The organism is Porphyrobacter sp. MBR-155 (assembly GCF_040547625.1).
GTDB lineage: Bacteria > Pseudomonadota > Alphaproteobacteria > Sphingomonadales > Sphingomonadaceae > Erythrobacter.
This window is the reverse complement of sequence record NZ_JBEPQB010000001.1, coordinates 73745-92509: the sequence shown is the minus strand read 5'-3', so window position 1 is coordinate 92509 and position 18765 is coordinate 73745. Positions and strand designations below refer to the sequence as shown.

Annotated in this window: 14 protein-coding genes; 9 read left to right on the top strand and 5 right to left on the bottom strand. The window is 64.4% G+C overall.

Translation table 11 applies throughout. The features are described from left to right. Positions 1 to 5: 5 nt before the first annotated feature. A complete protein-coding gene (locus ABIE62_RS00445) occupies positions 6 to 845 on the bottom strand; it encodes a hypothetical protein (RefSeq protein WP_354322612.1) in 840 nt (279 codons plus the stop codon). A 166-nt stretch (positions 846 to 1011) separates the two neighbouring features. On the opposite strand from ABIE62_RS00445, the gene glk reads away from it, so the two are divergent. Together glk and ABIE62_RS00435 are read left to right on the top strand one after the other, a co-directional pair. Continuing rightward, the gene (gene glk, locus ABIE62_RS00440) at positions 1012 to 2010 is read left to right on the top strand and encodes a glucokinase (protein ID WP_354322610.1); all 999 of its coding nucleotides are present in this window, start codon (positions 1012 to 1014) and stop codon (positions 2008 to 2010) included. After that, positions 2007 to 4787 (top strand): phosphoenolpyruvate carboxylase, encoded by a 2781-nt coding sequence (locus ABIE62_RS00435; protein WP_354322609.1) that lies wholly within the window; start codon positions 2007 to 2009, stop codon positions 4785 to 4787. Before glk ends, ABIE62_RS00435 begins: the two co-directional genes overlap by 4 nt. Before the next feature lie 22 nt (positions 4788 to 4809). Here ABIE62_RS00435 and ABIE62_RS00430 read toward each other — a convergent pair whose 3' ends face one another. Next, complete coding sequence (locus ABIE62_RS00430) at positions 4810 to 5844, bottom strand: LacI family DNA-binding transcriptional regulator (RefSeq protein WP_354322607.1); 1035 nt, start codon at positions 5842 to 5844, stop codon at positions 4810 to 4812. A gap of 138 nt (positions 5845 to 5982) precedes the next feature. On the opposite strand from ABIE62_RS00430, the gene ABIE62_RS00425 reads away from it, so the two are divergent. From ABIE62_RS00425 to eda, 4 genes are all read left to right on the top strand, one after another. Continuing rightward, a complete protein-coding gene (locus tag ABIE62_RS00425) occupies positions 5983 to 7272 on the top strand; it encodes a sugar MFS transporter (RefSeq protein WP_354322605.1) in 1290 nt (429 codons plus the stop codon). A gap of 89 nt (positions 7273 to 7361) precedes the next feature. Then, the gene (gene zwf / locus ABIE62_RS00420) at positions 7362 to 8801 is read left to right on the top strand and encodes a glucose-6-phosphate dehydrogenase (protein ID WP_354322604.1); all 1440 of its coding nucleotides are present in this window, start codon (positions 7362 to 7364) and stop codon (positions 8799 to 8801) included. Continuing rightward, positions 8794 to 10605, top strand: coding sequence for a phosphogluconate dehydratase (gene edd, locus ABIE62_RS00415; protein WP_354322602.1), 1812 nt, complete (start codon positions 8794 to 8796; stop codon positions 10603 to 10605). The genes zwf and edd overlap by 8 nt, the downstream gene beginning before the upstream one ends. A 2-nt stretch (positions 10606 to 10607) precedes the next feature. After that, entirely contained in the window at positions 10608 to 11219 is a 612-nt protein-coding gene (gene eda / locus ABIE62_RS00410; protein WP_354322600.1) for a bifunctional 4-hydroxy-2-oxoglutarate aldolase/2-dehydro-3-deoxy-phosphogluconate aldolase, read from the top strand. On the opposite strand, the gene ABIE62_RS00405 is transcribed toward eda, so the two are convergent. The 3 genes from ABIE62_RS00405 to ABIE62_RS00395 form a co-directional block, all read right to left on the bottom strand. Further along, positions 11211 to 12071, bottom strand: coding sequence for an ROK family protein (locus ABIE62_RS00405; protein ID WP_354322599.1), 861 nt, complete (start codon positions 12069 to 12071; stop codon positions 11211 to 11213). The two genes, eda and ABIE62_RS00405, sit on opposite strands and share 9 nt — an antisense overlap. Continuing rightward, complete coding sequence (locus tag ABIE62_RS00400; protein WP_354322597.1) at positions 12068 to 13153, bottom strand: glycoside hydrolase family 68 protein; 1086 nt, start codon at positions 13151 to 13153, stop codon at positions 12068 to 12070. The genes ABIE62_RS00405 and ABIE62_RS00400 overlap by 4 nt, the downstream gene beginning before the upstream one ends. An 86-nt stretch (positions 13154 to 13239) precedes the next feature. Next, positions 13240 to 15705 (bottom strand): TonB-dependent receptor domain-containing protein, encoded by a 2466-nt coding sequence (locus ABIE62_RS00395; protein WP_354322596.1) that lies wholly within the window; start codon positions 15703 to 15705, stop codon positions 13240 to 13242. Between the two features lie 176 nt (positions 15706 to 15881). Here ABIE62_RS00395 and ABIE62_RS00390 point away from each other — a divergent pair, with 176 nt between their 5' ends. The 3 genes from ABIE62_RS00390 (at position 15882) to ABIE62_RS00380 (ending at position 18665) form a co-directional block, all read left to right on the top strand. Next, positions 15882 to 17210, top strand: a complete 1329-nt coding sequence (locus ABIE62_RS00390; RefSeq protein ID WP_354322594.1) for an MFS transporter — start codon at positions 15882 to 15884, stop codon at positions 17208 to 17210. A 2-nt stretch (positions 17211 to 17212) separates the two neighbouring features. Beyond that, positions 17213 to 18238 carry a LacI family DNA-binding transcriptional regulator gene (locus ABIE62_RS00385; RefSeq protein ID WP_354322592.1) on the top strand — a complete coding sequence of 342 codons (1026 nt, stop codon included), beginning with the start codon at positions 17213 to 17215 and terminating at the stop codon, positions 18236 to 18238. A 166-nt stretch (positions 18239 to 18404) separates the two neighbouring features. Beyond that, positions 18405 to 18665, top strand: coding sequence for a hypothetical protein (locus ABIE62_RS00380; RefSeq protein ID WP_354322590.1), 261 nt, complete (start codon positions 18405 to 18407; stop codon positions 18663 to 18665). Positions 18666 to 18765: the final 100 nt, after the last annotated feature.

The window sequence follows — 18765 nt, the reverse complement described above, 5'->3', positions numbered from 1 at the left end:
AACGTTCAACTGCCCAGCGCGAGCAACACCTTGGATGACGCCGCCGACAACGCGCCGGGGTTCAAGGCAAGCGCATCCGGACGGGTGGCCGTGGGGTAGGCCTGTGTCAGCACAGCCAGCGCCTCGGTGATGCGGGCGTGGAGCGCCGGGTTGTCAGCCTTGATCGCCGCGCCCGATGCCGCAAATGCGGTTTCGGCAACCTTGGCAAAGCCATAGCCATCCAAATACGGTTCGAAGCGGTCATCGCTGGCGCTGATGCGATACATCGCGCTGGCGCGTTCGATCTGGTCGGCGATCACGCCTGCGGTCACCGCGGCTTCGGATGCGCCATTATCGGGCGCTTTGGTCGCCGCACCGCGCAGCGCGGCGATGATCGCATCATAGCGTTTGTTCACCTCTGCGGCGCTTTTGCCGTCATAGGCGGCGATCGAGGCATCGGTGAGCAATTGCTTGAAATCGGCAACCCCCAACTGCGCGAACACCGGGTCCATTTCCACCAGCACTTCAGCCGCGGGATGGGCGAACATTTCGGCGGCTGCCTGTTTCTCACCCGCCGCATAGGCATCGCGCGCGGCGACAACGTGGGCCTCGGTCACGGCCAGCGCAATGCCATAGGTGATCGGATCGTGGCCCGCATCAGCCACCGCCACGCCGCCCTCACCCTCACCGCCTGCAGTGCCGCCGCCGATTGTAGCGGCGCTATCACCGGGGGCGACCGCTTGCGTGCCCGCACCTTCGCCACCTGAGCCTTCGCCGCCCGCCTCGTCGCTGCACGCCGACAGCACGCCGCCCGCCAACGCGGTGCCAAGGCCCAACTGAGTCCAGATTTTGAGCGTGCTTTTCATCGAACGGGTCGTCCTTTGCGTGAAACCGAGGGTTGGCATTCCCCATGGCCGAGTTAATAATCATTCGCAAGTAGCCAATGTGTAATCTGAATAAGTATGCGGCGCGTGGGATTTGTGCGCGCCGCCTGCTAACACCGACTTGCTTACACAACCGGCGGGAGAAAAGATGATGCGCGATCTGGTGGTAGTCGATATCGGCGGCACCCATGCGCGCTTCGCCATCGCGTCGATTGGCGCGAATGGGGCGATCAGCCTTGATGCGCCCGAAACGCTCCACACCGCCGATCACGCCAGCTTTCAAACCGCGTGGGAAGCCTTCCGCAACCGCAAGGGCGGCACCCTGCCACCTGCGGTCAGCATGGCGATTGCCGGGCCGGTGGGCAGCCCCGGCAATCTCAATCCGGTGATCCGTTTTACCAACAATCCGTGGATCATCCGTCCCGCGCTGATCGCTGACAAGCTCGGCGTGGAACGCTTCACGCTGGTCAATGATTTCGCCGCCGTCGCCCACGCCGTAGCGCGCGCGGATGACGACCAATTCCTGCATCTGGCTGGCCCCGATGCGCCGCTGGGCCGCGATGGCACGATCAGCGTGATCGGCCCCGGCACCGGGCTTGGGGTCGCGCATCTGTGGCGATCCGGCGCCAATTACCGCGTGCAGGCGACCGAGGGCGGACATATCGACTTTGCCCCGCTCGACACCATCGAGGACGCGATCCTCGCCCGTCTGCGCAGCCGCCACAACCGCGTTTCGGTGGAGCGGGTGGTGGCTGGCCCCGGCATCGTCGATATTTATCAGGCGCTCGCCGCCATGGAACACCGCACCGTGCCTGAACGCGATGCGATTGAGATCTGGACGCTCGGCACCACTGGCGAGGATTCTCTGGCAGCCGCAGCGGTTGACCGCTTCTGCCTGTCATTGGGGTCGGTCGCGGGCGATCTGGCGCTGGCGCAGGGCGGGTTTGCGGGCGTGGTGATCGCGGGCGGGCTTGGCTACCGCATCCGCGACACGCTGCTCGCATCGGGCTTTGCTGCGAGGTTCAAGTCCAAGGGGCGGTTTGAAAGCCTGATGGCAGGCATCCCGGTCAAGCTGATCGTCCACCCGCAACCCGGCCTGTTTGGCGCGGCCGCGGCCTTTGCAACCGAGCACGGGGAATCGCCATGAAGACCATCGCCGATCTTGAAGCACGGCTGGCTGACCTGCATCAGCGCACCCGTGAAACCCCGCTGTTCAACCCGGTGTTTCAATTGTCGCTCGATCTGTCGCGCGGGCTTGAGGCGGGGCAGGTGAGCCTAGATGATCTGGCCGCGCTGGTGGCTGATCTGGAATGCGATGGGCTGAAAACCCGCGCGGCCAAGCTGCGCAAGCTGCTGGCTCCAACCGCCGATAGCGCCGCCACATTGGCGGGTGAGGATGCGGATTTCGACGCCTTTCGCGCGTGCTGGGAACGCCCGCAACTCCACGCCGTGTTCACCGCACACCCCACCTTCCTGCTCGCGCCGGAACAGGCCGAGGCGGTTGCCGCTGCGGCCTCTGGCGATGGAGTGATCGACGATAGCGCCTGCGTCGCCGCGCCCGAACACGCCGCCGTGACGCTTGACCACGAACACCGCGCCGCAATGGCCGCGATGGGCCGGGCGCAGGATGCGCGCGATGCGATTGTCGCCCGCTTGCTCGATGAAGCGCGCCAGAGCTGGCCCGATCAATGGCGCGACCTGCGCCCGCTGCCGTTCCGCTTTGCCAGCTGGGTCGGATACGACATGGACGGGCGCACCGATATTGGCTGGCACACCTCGATCGGGTTCCGGCTGACCGAAAAGGCTGAACGGCTGGCGCGCTACACTGCCGCGCTGGAAGCCATCGACCCGGCGCACCCGCTGCTCGACACTCTGCGCCCCGCGTCGCGGTTCGCCGCTGAACGCGCCGCCGATTTCGCAGGCGATCTCAGCAGCGAAGCAGCGCTGGCCGCCGCCGCCAACCGGCTGACCACCCACAGCCCCGACAACCTGCTGTCGCTCACGCCGCTGATCACCGCGCTCGAAACCGAGGCCGATACCGCCCCGCAGACCCGCGCCATCGCCCTGCTGACGCTCGCCGCCGCGATGCGCGCCGATGGGCTGGGGATGGGCTGGATTCATTTCCGCGTGAACGCCAAACAGCTCCACAACGCGATCCGCCGCCGGCTGCCCGAAGGCGAAGTAATCGAACTCGCGAGCAAAGGCGCGCTCGCCACCCTGCGCGCGATGGTGGATGAAGCCGCTCCGCTGCGCACCAATTTTGCAGCCCTTGCCACCGAAAGCTCCACCGCGATCCGGCAATTCATCGCGATGGCGCAAATCCTCAAACACATCGACGCCGATGCCCCGATCCGGATGCTGGTGGCCGAATGCGAACAGCCCGCCACGGTGCTCGCCGCGCTGTATTTTGCCAAACTGTTCGGGGTGGAGAGCAAGGTCGATGTCTCGCCGCTGTTCGAAACCGAGGCTGCGCTTGAACATGGCGGGCGGTTTCTGGATGCCTTGCTGGCAGAGCCTGCCTATCGCGCCTACGCCCGGCAACGGGGCCGGGTGGCGGTGCAGACCGGCTTTTCCGATGCCGGGCGTTTCGTCGGGCAGATCCCGGCGAGCCTCGCGATTGAGCGGCTGCAAGGGCGGCTGGCCGAAGCGATGGCCGCCAATGGTCTGGGCGATGTCGCCGCGCTGGTGTTCAACACCCACGGCGAAAGCATGGGCCGCGGCGCGCATCCGGCGTCGTTTCAGGACCGGCTCGAATGGCCGCTGTCCCCGTGGGCACGGCGGCGGTTTGCGCGGGCGGGTATCCGGCTGGAACCCGAAGTCAGCTTTCAGGGCGGCGATGGCTACCTGTTCTTCGCCACCCCCGAACTGGCGCTCGCCACCCTCACCCGCATTGCCGAGCTGCGTCCGGCGGAAACCGATCTCGCCGCGCCCGCCGATCCGTTTTACCACCGCACCGACATCAGCCTCGATTTCTATCGTGCGGTGAAGGATCATCAGAGCGATCACCTCGCCAGCCGCACCTATGCCCGCGCCGTTACCGCGTTCGGGCTGGGGCTGCTCAATACCACCGGCAGCCGCGTGTCGCGCCGTCAGAGCGATATCAACGCCGACCGCGAGATGAGCCTGCGCCAGATCCGCGCGATCCCGCACAACGCGATTCTCCAGCAGCTTGGCTACCCCGTCAATGTCATCGCCGGGATCGGCAGCGCGGCGGACGCCAACCGCGAAGACATCGCCACGCTGCTGACTGAAAGCGCGCGCGGGCGGCAGATCCTGCGGCTGCTCAACGCCGCCAATGCACTGGGCAGTATCAAGACCGTGGCGGCCTATGGCGAGCTGTTCAATTCGGCCTATTGGGCCAGCCGCACCTATCGCGGGACAGAGGATCATCTGGCTGGGGCGTGTGCCAGCCTTGCCGAATATCTGGTCGCCGATGATCGCACCAGCGTGTTTCGCCGCCTTGCCTCACACCTCAGGATTGATGCGCTCAAACTCCATCAGTTGACCGATCTGATCCTCGATAATCCCGCCGATAACCCCGCCGATACCCCTGGGCGCGAACGCGTGCGCCGCCGTATCGGGGTGTTGCAGGCGCTGCGCCTCGCGCTGCTGCAGCATATGTTCCTGAAGGCGGTGTCTGTCCCCGCCTTCAGCCGCGCGAACGACATCAGCCGCGGCGATGTGATCGAAATGGTGCTGACCTTGCGGGTGGACGAGGCGCTGGCGCAATTGCGGCGCGCGTTTCCGGTGCGGGTGCCGGGGCCGCACGACTTCACGCTCGATGAAGCCAGCGATTACCCCGATGGCGGCGAGGAAGGTTACGGCGCGATTGAACGCGATTTCCTGACCCCGATCGCCCGCGCCCACGCACTATCGCTCAGGATCAGCACCGCGATTGCCAATGAATTCGGGGCGCATGGGTAATCCTCCTCCCGTGGGGGAGGATTTAACGCGCCGTGCTGCCGCGCGCGATCAGCGATACCGGCACCCGGCGGCGGGCATTATCGTCGTTCTCATCGAGCACCGCTTCGACCAGCGCCGCGCCCGCTTCGGCGGGATCGGGGGCAATCGTGGTCAGCCCCGGACGGGCGAAGCGGCCCGCCAGCAGATCATCGAACCCCATCACCCCCATATCCGCAGGCACCGTCAGATCGGCGGCGGCAAAGGCCTCCATCGCGCCCAGCGCCATCGCATCGCAGGCGGCGAACACCGCGTCCACGCCCCCCTGTTCGAAATCGCCCCGCTCGATCAGGCGGCGCGCGGCGCGGCGGCCTTCTTCTTCGCGGCTGGCGGCGTTGACGGTGGGGGCAAGGCACGGCTCCAGCCCGGCGGCGCGCATAGCTTCGGCATAGCCTTCATAGCGTTCGGTAAACTGCACCTGCGGCGTATTCAGCGCGCCGAGGAAGCACGGGCGGCGATAGCCTGCGGCCAGCAGATGTTCGACCGCCAGCCTGCCCGCCGCGCGGTTGTCTGACCGCACCCAATCAAGCTCGTCAAACGGCGATCCCCAATAGGCGACCCTGCGCCCTTCCCCATCAAGCGCGCGGAAATGTTCCCATGCGGGGGTGTTGGTGGTGGTGCCGATCACCACCAGACCATCGGCGCGGCCCTGTTCCTGATAGTGGCCGAAAAACGCCTCGGCGCGCGCCTGAAACGACACCAGCGTTTCAAACCCGCGTTCCGACGCGGCGACGCAGACAGAGCCGAGCAGCGCGTAGGCAAACGGGTTGATAGTGGCCGCGCTATCGCCTTCGCGGCAGATGACGACCACCGCGAGCGTCCCGGTCGATCCGCGCCGCAGCCGCGCGGCGCGTTCATCGACGAAGTAACCGAGCGCCTCGGCAGCCTCGACCACCTTGCGCCGGGTCGCCTCGGCAATCGCGGGCGATCCGGATAGCGCGCGGCTGACAGTGGGCTGGCTGACCCCCGCCCGCTCTGCCACGTCGAATGATGTTGGCCGTCTGCGTGATGCTCCGCTCATGCTCGCACCTCTACGGCCTGTTGATATCCCTGTGCAAGCGCGCGTGTGCATTCCTATTCTCACTGGAATTGTAGAGCGGCCTCGCGCATGGATTGCGCGGGAGCGTCGAGAGAACGTTCGCAACAGGAGAGAGCAGCGATGGCAATTGCACCAGGCGTGAGTCCGGCAGAGGTGTTGGCAAGCGGGGCGGATGATACACCGCAGGTCGATGCGCCGGGGCTGAACTATTTCGTGTTCGCGCTGTTCTTCATCTTCGGCGGGATCACCAGCCTGAACGATGTGATCATCCCCAAGCTGAAAGAACTGTTCACGCTGAGCTTTTTTGAAGCGAGTCTGGTGCAGTTCTGGTTCTTCATCGCCTATGCGGTGGTCGGCATTCCCGGCGCGCGGTTGGTCAAGAAGCTGGGCTATATGCGCGGCGCGGTGGCCGGGCTTGTAACGATGATGGCAGGCTGCCTGCTGTTCATCCCGGCGAGCCAGACGGCGCTGTTCCCGATGTTCCTGTTGGCCTATTTCATCCTCGCCACCGGCGTGGTGCTGGTGCAGATTGTCGCCAATCCGCTGATCAGCGTGCTTGGCCCCGCGAAGACGACGCATAGCCGGCTCACCTTTGCACAGGCGTTCAATTCGCTAGGCACCACGATTTTCCCCTATTTCGGCGCGATTCTGATCCTTGGCAGCCTAGCCAGCGTCACCGCCGCCGAATTGTCAGGCGCCGAATTGGCCGCCTATCGCACGGCGGAAAGTCAGGCGATCGTGAACGGCTATCTCGGCCTTGCCGCCGCTCTTGCGGTGGTCGCGGGCGTGGTCTGGCTGTTCCGCAACCGGTTGAAGGGTGAAAAGCACGAACACACCAGCCTTGCCGAAGGGCTTGGCCTGCTCAAGCGCCCGCGCTTTGGCTACGGCGCGGCGTCAATTTTCCTGTATGTCGGCGCGGAAGTCGCGATTGGCAGTTTCATCGTCAACTACCTGATGCAATCGCACGTGCTGAACCTGCCCGAACAAGGCGCAGGGCAGCTGATTTCAATCTATTGGGGCGGCGCGTTGGTGGGGCGCTTTATCGGCTCGGGCCTGCTGCGCATGGTCAGCCCCGGCCTGTTGCTGGCGACGGTGGCGGCGGGCGCGATCACGTTGATTGCGATTTCGGCCAATTCGACCGGGGTGATCGCAGGCTATTCGCTGCTGGCAGTGGGTCTGATGAACGCGATCATGTTCCCTACCATTTTCAGCCTCGCCTGCGAAAAGCTGGGGCCGCGCACTGCGGACGGATCGGGGATCATCAACGTCGCCATTTGCGGCGGCGCGGTGGTGCCGGTGCTTTATGGCGCGCTGGCCGATGCCACCAGCCTGGCGTTTGCGCTGGTGCTGCCGGCTGTTTGCTATGCCATTATTGCGGGCTTCGGGATCTTTGCCCGCCGACCTGCATGACCCTGCGCACACTTGAATAAGTATGCGCGGGGTGGCGGCGACGGCCGCGTGCGCCTAGGTAGGGGGCTCTAGGAAAAAGGCCGCCCTGCATGAGCTTCACCGCTGACCGCCTGCTGTTGTTCGGAGCCACGGGCGACCTTGCCCAACGGATGCTGCTGCCCAGCCTGTTTGCGCTCGATGCCGATGGCTTGCTGGCCGATGACCTCAAGATTATCGGCACCGCCCGCAGCCAGCTGACCAGCAGCGAATATCGCAGCTTCGCGCGCGCGGCGCTGGAGAAATACCTCCCCGCTGACCGGCGCGGGCGGATGGCGGATTTCCTCAACCGCCTCAGCTACCAGACGCTCGATGCGACCACGCTTGAAGGTTATGGCGATCTTGCCGCCAGAGTCGGCACCCCGGCGCGCGGGCTTGCGATCTTCCTCTCGACCGCGCCGAGCCTGTTTGAACCCACCATCAAGGGGCTGCAATCCGCCGGGCTGACAGGTGATAATGTGCGGATGTGCCTTGAAAAGCCGCTCGGCACCGATCTCGTTACCAGCTGCGAAATCAATGATGCGGTCGCCGCCGCCTTCCCCGAAGACCGCATTTTCCGGATCGATCACTATCTTGGCAAGGAGACGGTGCAGAACCTGCTGGCACTGCGCTTTGCCAATCTGATGTTCGAACCGTTGTGGAATGCGGCGCATATTGATCACGTGCAGATCACCGTCGCCGAAACCGTCGGGCTGGAAGGCCGCGTCGCGTTCTATGATGATGCGGGCGCAATCCGCGACATGGTGCAGAACCACATGCTGCAATTGCTCGCGCTGGTGGCGATGGAGCCGCCCGCGCATTTCGATGCGACGGCTGTGCGCGATGAAAAGGTCAAGGTGCTGCGCGCGCTACGCGCCGTCGAAGCGGGCGAGACGGTGACGGGGCAATATCGTGCAGGTGCCATAAACGGTGCTGCGGTGCCGGGTTATGACGATGAATTGGGCAAGCCGTCGGACACCGAAACCTTTGTCGCGATCAAGGCGCACGTCGATAACTGGCGCTGGAAGGGCGTGCCGTTCTACCTGCGCACCGGCAAGCGGATGCCCCGGCGCGTGACCGAAATCGTCATCCAGTTCCGCAGTGTGCCGCACAGCATTTTCGCCGGAAAAGGCGCAACGATGCAGCCCAACCAGCTAGTGATCGGCATTCAGCCGGAAGAAAACATCACCTTGTCGCTGATGGCCAAGGTGCCGGGGCTGGACCGCGAAGGCATCCGTCTGCGGCAGGTGCCGCTCAATATCGCGATGCAGGATGCATTCAGCGGCGCGGTGCGGCGGATTGCCTATGAACGCCTGCTGCTCGATCTGATTGAGGGTGATCAGACCCTATTCGTGCGCCGCGACGAGGTGGAAGCGCAGTGGGACTGGATCGACGCAATCCGCGCTGGCTGGGAAGAAGAAGGCCTGACGCCAAAAACCTATACCGCCGGAAGCTGGGGGCCAAGCGCCGCCATCGCGCTGGCGGAACGCGACGGAGTAACGTGGCATGAATGATCTCAACGACACGCTTCACCGCGTCACCCAGCGGGTTATCGAAAACTCCCGCTCCAGCCGCGCCGCCTATCTCGATCTGATCGCGCGCGAAGCCGATAATATGGGTGAACGCAGCGCTGTATCGTGCTCCAACCTCGCCCATGCCTATGCCGGGGCGGTGGAAGATCAGGCCGCGCTGGTTGCGGGCAAGGGCGCGAATATCGGGATCATCACCGCCTATAATGATATGCTGTCCGCCCATCAGCCCTATGGCCGCTATCCCGATCGGCTGAAGATTTACGCCCGCGAAATCGGTGCCACGGCGCAGGTGGCGGGCGGCACCCCGGCGATGTGCGACGGGGTGACACAGGGCGAAAGCGGCATGGAATTGTCGCTGTTCAGCCGCGATGTGATTGCGCTGTCCGCCGCCGTCGGCCTCAGCCATGCGATGTATGATGGCGCGCTGATGCTCGGCATCTGCGACAAGATCGTGCCCGGATTGCTGATCGGGGCGCTGCGGTTCGGACACCTGCCGACCATCTTCGTCCCCAGCGGCCCGATGCCCAGCGGCATTCCCAACAAGGAAAAGCAGCGCGTCCGCCAGCTGTATGCCGAAGGCAAGGCGACCCGCGCCGAACTGCTGGCCAGCGAAATGGGCAGTTACCATTCGCCCGGCACCTGCACCTTTTTCGGCACCGCCAATTCCAATCAGATGATGATGGAGATGATGGGGCTGCACATTCCGGGCAGCGCCTTCATCCAGCCCGGCACGCAATTGCGTCAGGCGCTTGACCGTGAAGCGGTGCACCGTGTCGCCGCGCTGGGGCGCAAGGGCAATGATTACCGCCCGCTGGGCCGCTGCGTCGATGAAAAGGCGATCATCAACGCCGCGGTTGGCCTGCTGGCGACCGGCGGATCGACCAACCACGCGATCCACCTTCCCGCGATGGCACGCGCGGCGGGGATCGTGTTTGACTGGGATGATCTGTCGGCGCTGTCATCGGTCGTCCCGCTGATCGCGCAGGTCTATCCCAATGGATCGGGCGATGTGAACCAGTTCCACGCGGCGGGCGGCATGGGCTATGTGATTGGCGAGCTGATCGAAGCGGGCCTTGCCCACCGCGATATCCTGACCGTGGGGCGTAGCGATCTCAGCGACTATGCGCGCGAACCCGGCCTTGATGGCGAAGAACTGACGTGGCGCGAAGTGGGCGCGGCGGGCGATGATACGATGCTGCGCCCGGTGTCTGACCCGTTCAAGCCCGATGGCGGAATGCGGTTGCTGACCGGCAATCTGGGGCGCGCCTGCATCAAAACCTCGGCGATTGATCGCGAACGCTGGACAATCGAGGCGCCGTGCCGCGTGTTTGCCGATCAGGCCGCCGTTTCGGCTGCGTTCAAGGCGGGCGAGCTTGACCGCGATGTGGTGGTGGTGGTGCGGTTCCAGGGCCCGCGCGCCAACGGAATGCCCGAACTGCATTCGCTCACCCCGCCATTGGGCGTGTTGCAGGATCGCGGATTCCGCGTGGCGCTCGTCACCGATGGGCGAATGTCGGGGGCGAGCGGCAAGGTGCCCGCCGCGATCCACTGCACGCCCGAAGCATTGGGTGGCGGCCCGCTGGCGCGCCTGCGCGATGGCGATGTGGTCAAGGTCTGCGCGGTCACGGGTGAGCTTTCGACCACCGCCGATCTTTCGGCCCGCGATCCGGTGCCCGATCCGCGCGCCGACATGGGCACGGGGCGCGAATTGTTCGGGATGATGCGCCGCTTTGCCGATGGGGCCGAACAAGGCGCGAGCGCGATGCTCGCCACCGGGGGAATCTGACGATGGCCACGATTGATGACTTGATGCGCATCGCCCCGGTGATCCCGGTGATCGTGATTGACGATGTCGCCCACGCGGTGCCGCTGGCCGAGGCATTGGTGGCAGGCGGATTGCGCGTGCTCGAAGTCACCTTGCGCACCCCGGCGGCGCTGCCCGCGATTACCGCGATGAAACAGGTTCCCGGCGCGATTGTCGGCGCGGGCACCGTCACCAACCCGGCAGAACTGGACGCGGCGCTGGCGGCGGGGAGCGAGTTTATCGTTTCCCCCGGCCTGACCGAGCCATTGGGCAGGGCGGCGATTGCCAGCGGTGTCCCGTTCCTGCCCGGCATCGCCAATGCCGGTGACATCATGCGCGGGCTGGACATGGGGCTGACCCGGTTCAAGTTCTTCCCCGCGATGGCGGCGGGCGGCTTGCCCGCGTTAAAGGCGCTGGCCGCGCCGTTTGGTCAGTGCCGGTTCTGCCCCACCGGCGGGATCGGGCCGGACAATGCCGCCGAATGGCTCACCTTCGATCCGGTGCTGTGCGTTGGCGGAAGCTGGGTGTCTCCCAAGGGCGCGCCTGACAAGGCAGCAATCGAAGCGATGGCAAAGGCCGCTTACGGCTTAGGCTGAGACACCTTTCGCCAGCATCAGCGCGCCGATAATCCCGGCGTCTGCGCCGCGTCGCGGGCGGATGATGCGGTGGCGCGGGCCGCCGGGCAGATAGCCCGCATCGAGTTCCCGTGCGCGATCAGCCACCCGCTCGATCAGACCGGGCGTGTTCGCCACGCCGCCGCCGATCACCACTTCGCCCACCGCGATGCTCGCGAACAGCATATGGCAGGCCTGCGCGATATAGTCGGCGATGATCGCATGGCCGGGGTGATCCGCGGGCAATTGCGATAATGACTTGCCCCAGCGTGCGGCAATCGCGGGGCCGCTGGCAAGGCCTTCCAGACAATCGCCATGATGCGGGCATATCCCGGCAAAGTCGCGGTCATCCGCGTGGCGGCGCGGGTAGATGTGGCCCATTTCCGGATGCGCGATGCCATGCACCGGCTCGCCATCCAGCACCAGTCCGCCGCCGATGCCGGTGCCGATGGTAAGGTAGGCGAGGCTGCCGCCCTGCCCCCCGGCCGCCACATATTCGGCCAGCGCGGCGGCGTTCACGTCGGTATCGAAGCCGACCGGCACGCCAAGCTTGCCTGCAAAGAACCCGGCAATGTCGCAATCGGCCCAGCCCGGTTTGGGCGTGTTGGTGATGAAGCCCCAGCGTGGGCTGCCTGCGTCAAGTTCAACCGGGCCGAAACTGCCGATCCCCAGCGCTGTGATCGCGCCCTGCGTCTTGAACCACGCCGCCGCCTCGGCCAGCGTCGTGGCCGGATCGCGGGTGGGGATGGTGTGGCGGGCGCTGATCGCATCAGGCGCAGAACCCACCGCCAGCACAAATTTGGTGCCGCCCGCCTCGATCCCGCCCAGCATCATGCGACCCCTTGTGATTGCACCGCGCGCAGCGCCGCGCGCTCGCCATCCAGTTCCAGCTGCAACAACGGCGCGGGCACGCCGCCAAAACCGCCATCGGGCAGCATATCGACAAAGGAACACACCGTCAGGCTGGCATCGACGAACCAGCTATAGCTCTGCAGCGGGCGGTCGGCCGGGTTGGCAAGCACCAGCCCGGTGCCGTTCAACGGCTTCCACGGCCCCTGCATCGATGTCGCCACCATCCCGTAAAGCCCCCCCGGCGCATGGCGCAATTCGGGTGCGAATGTCCCTGTCTGCGTTGACCAGAAGGCATAGTAATGCCCGCCGTGAAACACCAGATGCGCGCGCTCCAGCTCATTATTGACGCCGTCTGCATGGAGGCAAGGCGGGATCAACACCCACCCTGACGCATCCCTGCGCGCCAATCCGAACGCACCGTTGAACGCGTTGTCAGACCCGGCCAGCGACGCGGTGAAGGCGAGGTATTCGGTGCCGTCCGCCGGATCGCGGAAATAGGCCGGATCGCGGAACGCCTTGATCATGCCGGGTGCGCCATCATGGGCATCGGCGGGCATGTAATCTGCGCCGTAATTATCAAAACACGGGGTGGGAAAGCTCCATTCGCCCGGCAGGCCATCGGCCCCTACCGCCGCGCTCGCCTGCCAAAGCTGCTGTTGATAGCCCCCGGCCTTTGCGGCGGTGCCGGCGGCGGTGAGGAACAGCGTCATCACCCCGTCATCAAACAGCGCCGATCCTGCCCATTCGCGTTCGTATGGCACATCAAAATCAGGGAGGACCGGGCCAAGATCCAGCCATTCACCTTCTCGCCGTTCGATCAGGTGTATCTTCGCTTCGAAGTGGCGCAGCCCCGGATCGCCCCTGTCAGGCGCGGTCAGGGCCATCCATAGCGCGCGCCCGGCGATGGTGGCGGGCTGGCCGTGCGCGTCCTGCACCGGCCACATATCCCAATAGAGCCGCGCGGGATCAAGCCGCGAGTAATCCGGCGCGATAATCGGCGGGATCAACGCCGCAGCGCCCGGCGTAATCTGGCGCACGTGCTCCGCGGTCCAGGCTGTCGTCATGGCAGCAGCTTATCCCAAATCTTGAATCAAAAAACCGGGCTGGCCACCGGGAGAGTTGGCGGCCAGCCCGTTTGCGATGGTGTGGATCAGAAGTCGAACCGCACCGAAGCCAGCACCGTCCGGCCCGCAATCGAGCGCGCACGCACGATGTTGTTGCCGGGGATTGCGCCTTCTTCCGCTTCGGTGAACCCGTTGGAATTGAACAGGTTCTGCGCGTTAAGCCCGATTTCGATCCGGTCAACCGGGCGCACCGCGACAAACGCATTCACCTGCGTAAATCCGGGCAGCTTCAACTGGTTTGAATCCTGCGTGAAGCTGTTGGTGGTGCCCACCACATTCGCGCCCAGCGTGAACAGATCGGCATCATATTGCGCGGTCGCCTGATAGACCAGATCAGCCTGACGCCGCGGCGTGTTGCCGATGACGGTGAGGTCAAGCGCATCCTTGATTTCCGCATCGGTCCAGGTCGCGCCGCCTGACAGGGTGAAACCGCCCATGCGGTATGCAGCTTCGAGTTCGACACCGTAAGCCTCAAACTCGGTATCGAACAGCACCACCGGGGCAATATCGACATTGGTTTCCGATGTTTCAGCATAGAAGCCGGTGGCAAATACCGACAATCCGTTGGCCTGATATTTCAGCCCCGCTTCAAGCTGATCGACCTTGGCAATCACCCCGGAATCGCCGCCCGGCAGGCTGCCATCGACCGCGCTGACTGCGGGCGAAAACAGGCTGCGGTCGGCGGTGTGACGGCCGCCCTGGCTGTAACGCGCAAAGACGCCCAGATCATCGGTCAGCAGGTAATTCGCGCCGAGCGAGAAGCTGAAATAATCGAAGTTGTAATTGACCGGACGCGCACTGCCGAGCGGGAGCACGCTGGTCTGCGCCTCAGCCGGGCTGATCACGCCGTCATTATCGAAATCAAAGCTGGTCAGCCCGATGCCAAAGCCGCTGTCAGCCCCGGTGATCGTGCCATCGGCATCGCCAAAGTCATAACGGATGCTGCCATCGAGCGTCAGTCGGTCAAGTTCCAGCGAAAGCGACGCGAAGGGTGCGTAGGTGCTGTAATCGACATCATAATTGCGGCGGCAGCAATTGCCGAAGAAGCTTGCGCCGAACCCGACCGTGCCGTTCTGCGTGACGAGATCTCCATTCACATCGCGGATATCGACCAGCACCGCCTCACCATTGCCCTGCACGGTCTGGACGTGTGACGTCCACAGCCAGTCGGTATCAATGGTCTGGCGCGACAGGTAGAAGCCGGTGGTGAAATTGGCCGAACCGCCGCTGAAATCGAATTCCTTGTTCACCCGAAAATCATTGGTGATGTTGTCGAGGCTGTTGAGCCGGACGTTGAACACCACCACATTGGTGAGCAACCCGTTGCCGCCGATATTGGCCGCATTGGCGACCGCGCCGGTGTTGGGGCCAGAGGCAAATTCGATCGTCGAACCCGCGCCGCCGATGGCGTCGGCAACATTCTGCGCGGTGTCGGCGCTCGCCGGGAAGGGCGATTGGAAGCTGCCCGAATTGTCCGCAAACCGGAACCGGTTGGTCAGCGTCCACCCGCCACCCACGTCGATCTCGCTTTCGATCCCGAAGGCGAAGCTTTCGACCGAAAGCCCGTCGCGGAAATCAAAGCTGGCGGGGTTGTTGTTGCCATCCAGCGTCACCGCCGGGGTCAGGAACGGGCTGAGCAGCGAATCCCGGCGCGGGTTGAAGCCGGGGATCGCGTTGAAATCCGGGCTGGCGTCAGTCCCGCCCACAAATACCGGCTGCGGCAGAATGGTCGGGGTGCGATCATCCAGATACTTGGCCGAAAAGCGGATATAGCCGCCATCGAATTCCTTGGTGATATTGGCCTTGATCTGGCCGCCATCATAACCGTTGAACCCGATATCGCGCGGGCCTTCGCCGGTGCGGTAGAAGCCGCCGACATGGAAATAGAGGTCATCAGCCAGCGGCGCGCCGTAATCGAAATCGAGCCGGTAGCTTTCAAAATCCAGCCCGACACTGCCCTGAATCGCGCCGCCTTCCTGCTGGCCGGTCTTGGAGATGAAGTTGATCACCGCCCCCGGCGCGTTCGAGGCGAAGGTCGAGGCCGAGCCGCCGCGCACCGCTTCGACGCGGGCGACAGAACGATCGGCGCGCAGGAAGTTATCGGCATTGCCGAAGATGATGTCGCCGAATTCAAGGATCGGCAGGCCATCTTCCTGCAACTGGATATAGCGTGCCCCGCCGGTTGATACCGGGATGCCGCGCACCGCGATGTTGGCGTTGCCTTCACCGCCCGATGCTTCGGAACGGATGCCGGGGATCTGGCGGATCAGGTCAGCCGAAGACGGCGAACCAAGATTGGCGATGGTGTCCGCGCCGATGGTGCTGACCGAAACCGAACTTTCGATCCGGTTCTGGCCGCGCGCAACCGCGGTGACGATGATTTCGTTGCCTTGGGTCTCAGCCGTTTCATCAGCGAGATTATCCTGCGCCACAGCCGGACTGGCGATGGCACACAGGGCTGCACTTGCACAAAGCGCGATACGCAATTTCATGGGTAGTCTCCTCTCGAATTCGCGCTTCTGTGGCGCCGACACGTTCATGACTACGCCCATTGCAAACGTTTGCAACAGGAATCTTGCAAACGTTTGCATTTTACCGGGAAACGTGTCACTTCCATGTCACAGCGCGGCGACAGATCCGTGCGGACAAGAGGATCGGACAGGCGCATATGACGGAAAAGCCCCGGCTTTCGCTGCTGCGAATCATCGAAATGAATATCGGCTTCTTCGGGCTGCAATTCAGTTTCGGGCTGCAACAGGCCAATATGGGGCCGATCTACGGCTTTCTTGGCGCGGACGAGGCAACCATGCCGCTGTTGTGGCTGGCAGGCCCGATGACCGGGTTGATCATCCAGCCGATTGTCGGCGCGATGAGCGACCGCACCAACACCCGGCTGGGCCGCCGCACGCCCTATTTCCTGATCGGCGCGGTGATCTGTTCGCTGGCGCTGTTCGCCATGCCCTATTCCAGCACGTTGTGGATGGCAGCCAGCCTGCTGTGGATCCTCGACGCGGGCAACAACATCACGATGGAGCCATACCGCGCCTATGTTGCCGACCGGCTCAAGGCGAGCCAGCGTTCGGTCGGGTTCCTGACCCAGAGCGCCTTTACCGGGCTTGCGCAGACGCTGTCCTATCTCGCGCCGAGCCTGCTGACCGCGTTCGTGGCGCGCGATGTGCTCGACGCCAATGGCATTCCGGTGATCGTGCGGATTGCCTTCATCATCGGGGCGATCCTGTCGATATCGACCATTGTGTGGTCGGTATTCCGGGTGCGCGAACTGCCGCTGTCGCCCGAACAATTGGCTGATCTGGAGGCCAAACCGCTGACCGTGCGCGCCACCTTTGCTGACATTGGTTCCGCCATCCGCGATATGCCGCGCCCGATGCGCCAGCTTGCCGCCGCGATGCTGTGCCAATGGTATGCGATGTTCGCATACTGGCAATATATCACCTTTGCCGTGGGGCGCAGCATCTACAATACTAGCGCGCCTGCCAGCGCCGCCTTTCGTGAAGCCACGCTGACCACCCAGCAGGCGGGTGCCTTGTATAATTTCATCGCGTTTCTGGGCGCATTGGCGCTGATCCCGGTGGTGGCGCGGTTCGGGGCGCGGCACGTCCATGCGGTGTGCCTCGCCGCATCGGGCGCGGCGATGCTGATGATCCCTGGCGCCAGCACGCCTGCGGCGCTGTTTGTGCTGATGCTGGGCATCGGGATTGGCTGGGCGGGGATGATGGGCAACACCTATGTGATGCTGGCCGATTGCATCCCCCCGGCGCGAAACGGCATTTACATGGGCATTTTCAACCTGTTCATCGTCATCCCGATGCTGATCCAGACGCTCACCATGCCGCTGATCTATCGCCCGCTGCTGGGCGGCGATCCGCGCAATGTGCTGATGCTGGGCGGCGTCTTGATGCTGGCTGGCGCGATAGCTACGCTGCGGGTCGATGCCGGGCACCGCCGCCCGCGCGAACAGGGGCTGGTGGCAAGCTAGACATGGGCGAGGACAGAACGGCGCGCACCGCAGTGCGCACCATCACCGATCTGGCACGGCTGGCCGGGGTATCGCCCGGAACGGTATCGCGCGCGCTGGCGGGCAAGAGCCTGGTCAACGCCAAAACCCGCGAGAAGATCGAAGCGATTGCCCGCGAACACGGGTTCCGCCCCAACCAGATGGCGAGCGGGCTGCGCCGCCAGAAAACCGGGGTGATCGGGGTGGTCATCCCGCTGGGGCATGACACCCGCCAGCAGATTTCCGACACCTTCTTCATGACCCTGCTCGGCTTCCTTGCCGATGAACTTACGCTCAGAGGTTATGACCTGATGCTGCGGCGCGTGGTGCCCAAGGACGACGCCGACTGGCTCGACCGGTTCATCGGATCAGGCATGATCGACGGGGTGATCGTGATCGGTCAGTCCGATCAGTTCGACCGGATCGAGGAGGTCGCCGATGGCTATGGCCCGATGGTGGTGTGGGGCAATCATGCCGAAGGCCAGCGCCATTGCGTGGTCGGCACCGATAACCGGCTGGGCGGCAGGCAGGCGGCTGAACGCCTGATCGCTGCCGGAGCGCAGCGGCTGGCGTTTCTGGGCGACACCACCGCGATCGAATTCGCCGCGCGCTTTGCCGGCGCCGAAGATGTCGCGCGGCGCATGGGCCTGCCGCCAATTATCGAACTGCCGACCCACCTTTCCCCCGAGCGAGCGAGCGATGAAATTGCCCGCCATCTTGACACCGTCATGGGCCGGATCGACGGGATCTTTGCTGCGACCGACACGCTTGCGGCGCTATGCCTCACGGCCCTGCGGACACGCGGAGTGGCGGTGCCGGGTGACATCAAGCTGATCGGGTTCGATGATCTGCCGATCGCGTCGCATACCGTGCCGCTGCTGACCACGGTCAAGCAGGACATCGCGGCCGGCGCGCGCGGGCTGGTTGACCTGCTGCTGCGGCGGCTGGCCGGGGAACAGACCGAAAGCCTGGTGTTGCCCCCGCAACTGGTGGTGCGGCAAACCGCCTGACGCTGGCGGCCTTCAGGCGGCGACAGGTTCAGGCTGGCTGACCAGCGCGGCCAGATCTGCGGCAGTCAGTGGCCGCCCGATGAAATGCCCTTGCAAATGGTGCAGTCGTTCTGAGCGCCCGATGACCCGATAGCCAAGCGGGCAATGCTGCGATAAAGCCCCCGTCATGGACATGGCTGACCTGTTGCAACGTTATTTCGGCACCCGCGATCTGGCCGAGGTCGCGCCCGCTGCGCTGCCCGCCGGGGTGGAGCGGATGCGGGTGGATTTCGGCATGGTGCAGGATCGCGGGCAGCGCTTTGCCCTGTGGACGCTGTTGATGGTGCTGGGCGATGCGCCCGATCTCGACATTGCCTTCGCGCATGAGGAAGACCGTGAAGCCGCGCGCAATCTGATCGATATGCTGGCCGCCGCCGCGCCTGATTGACCCCTGCCCGCGCCCGTATAATTAAACGCAAGCCAAACCGCCTGCAAACGTGTATGGGCCGCGCATCGACGCACCCGCGAACGGGCCAAGCGCCCCGTTC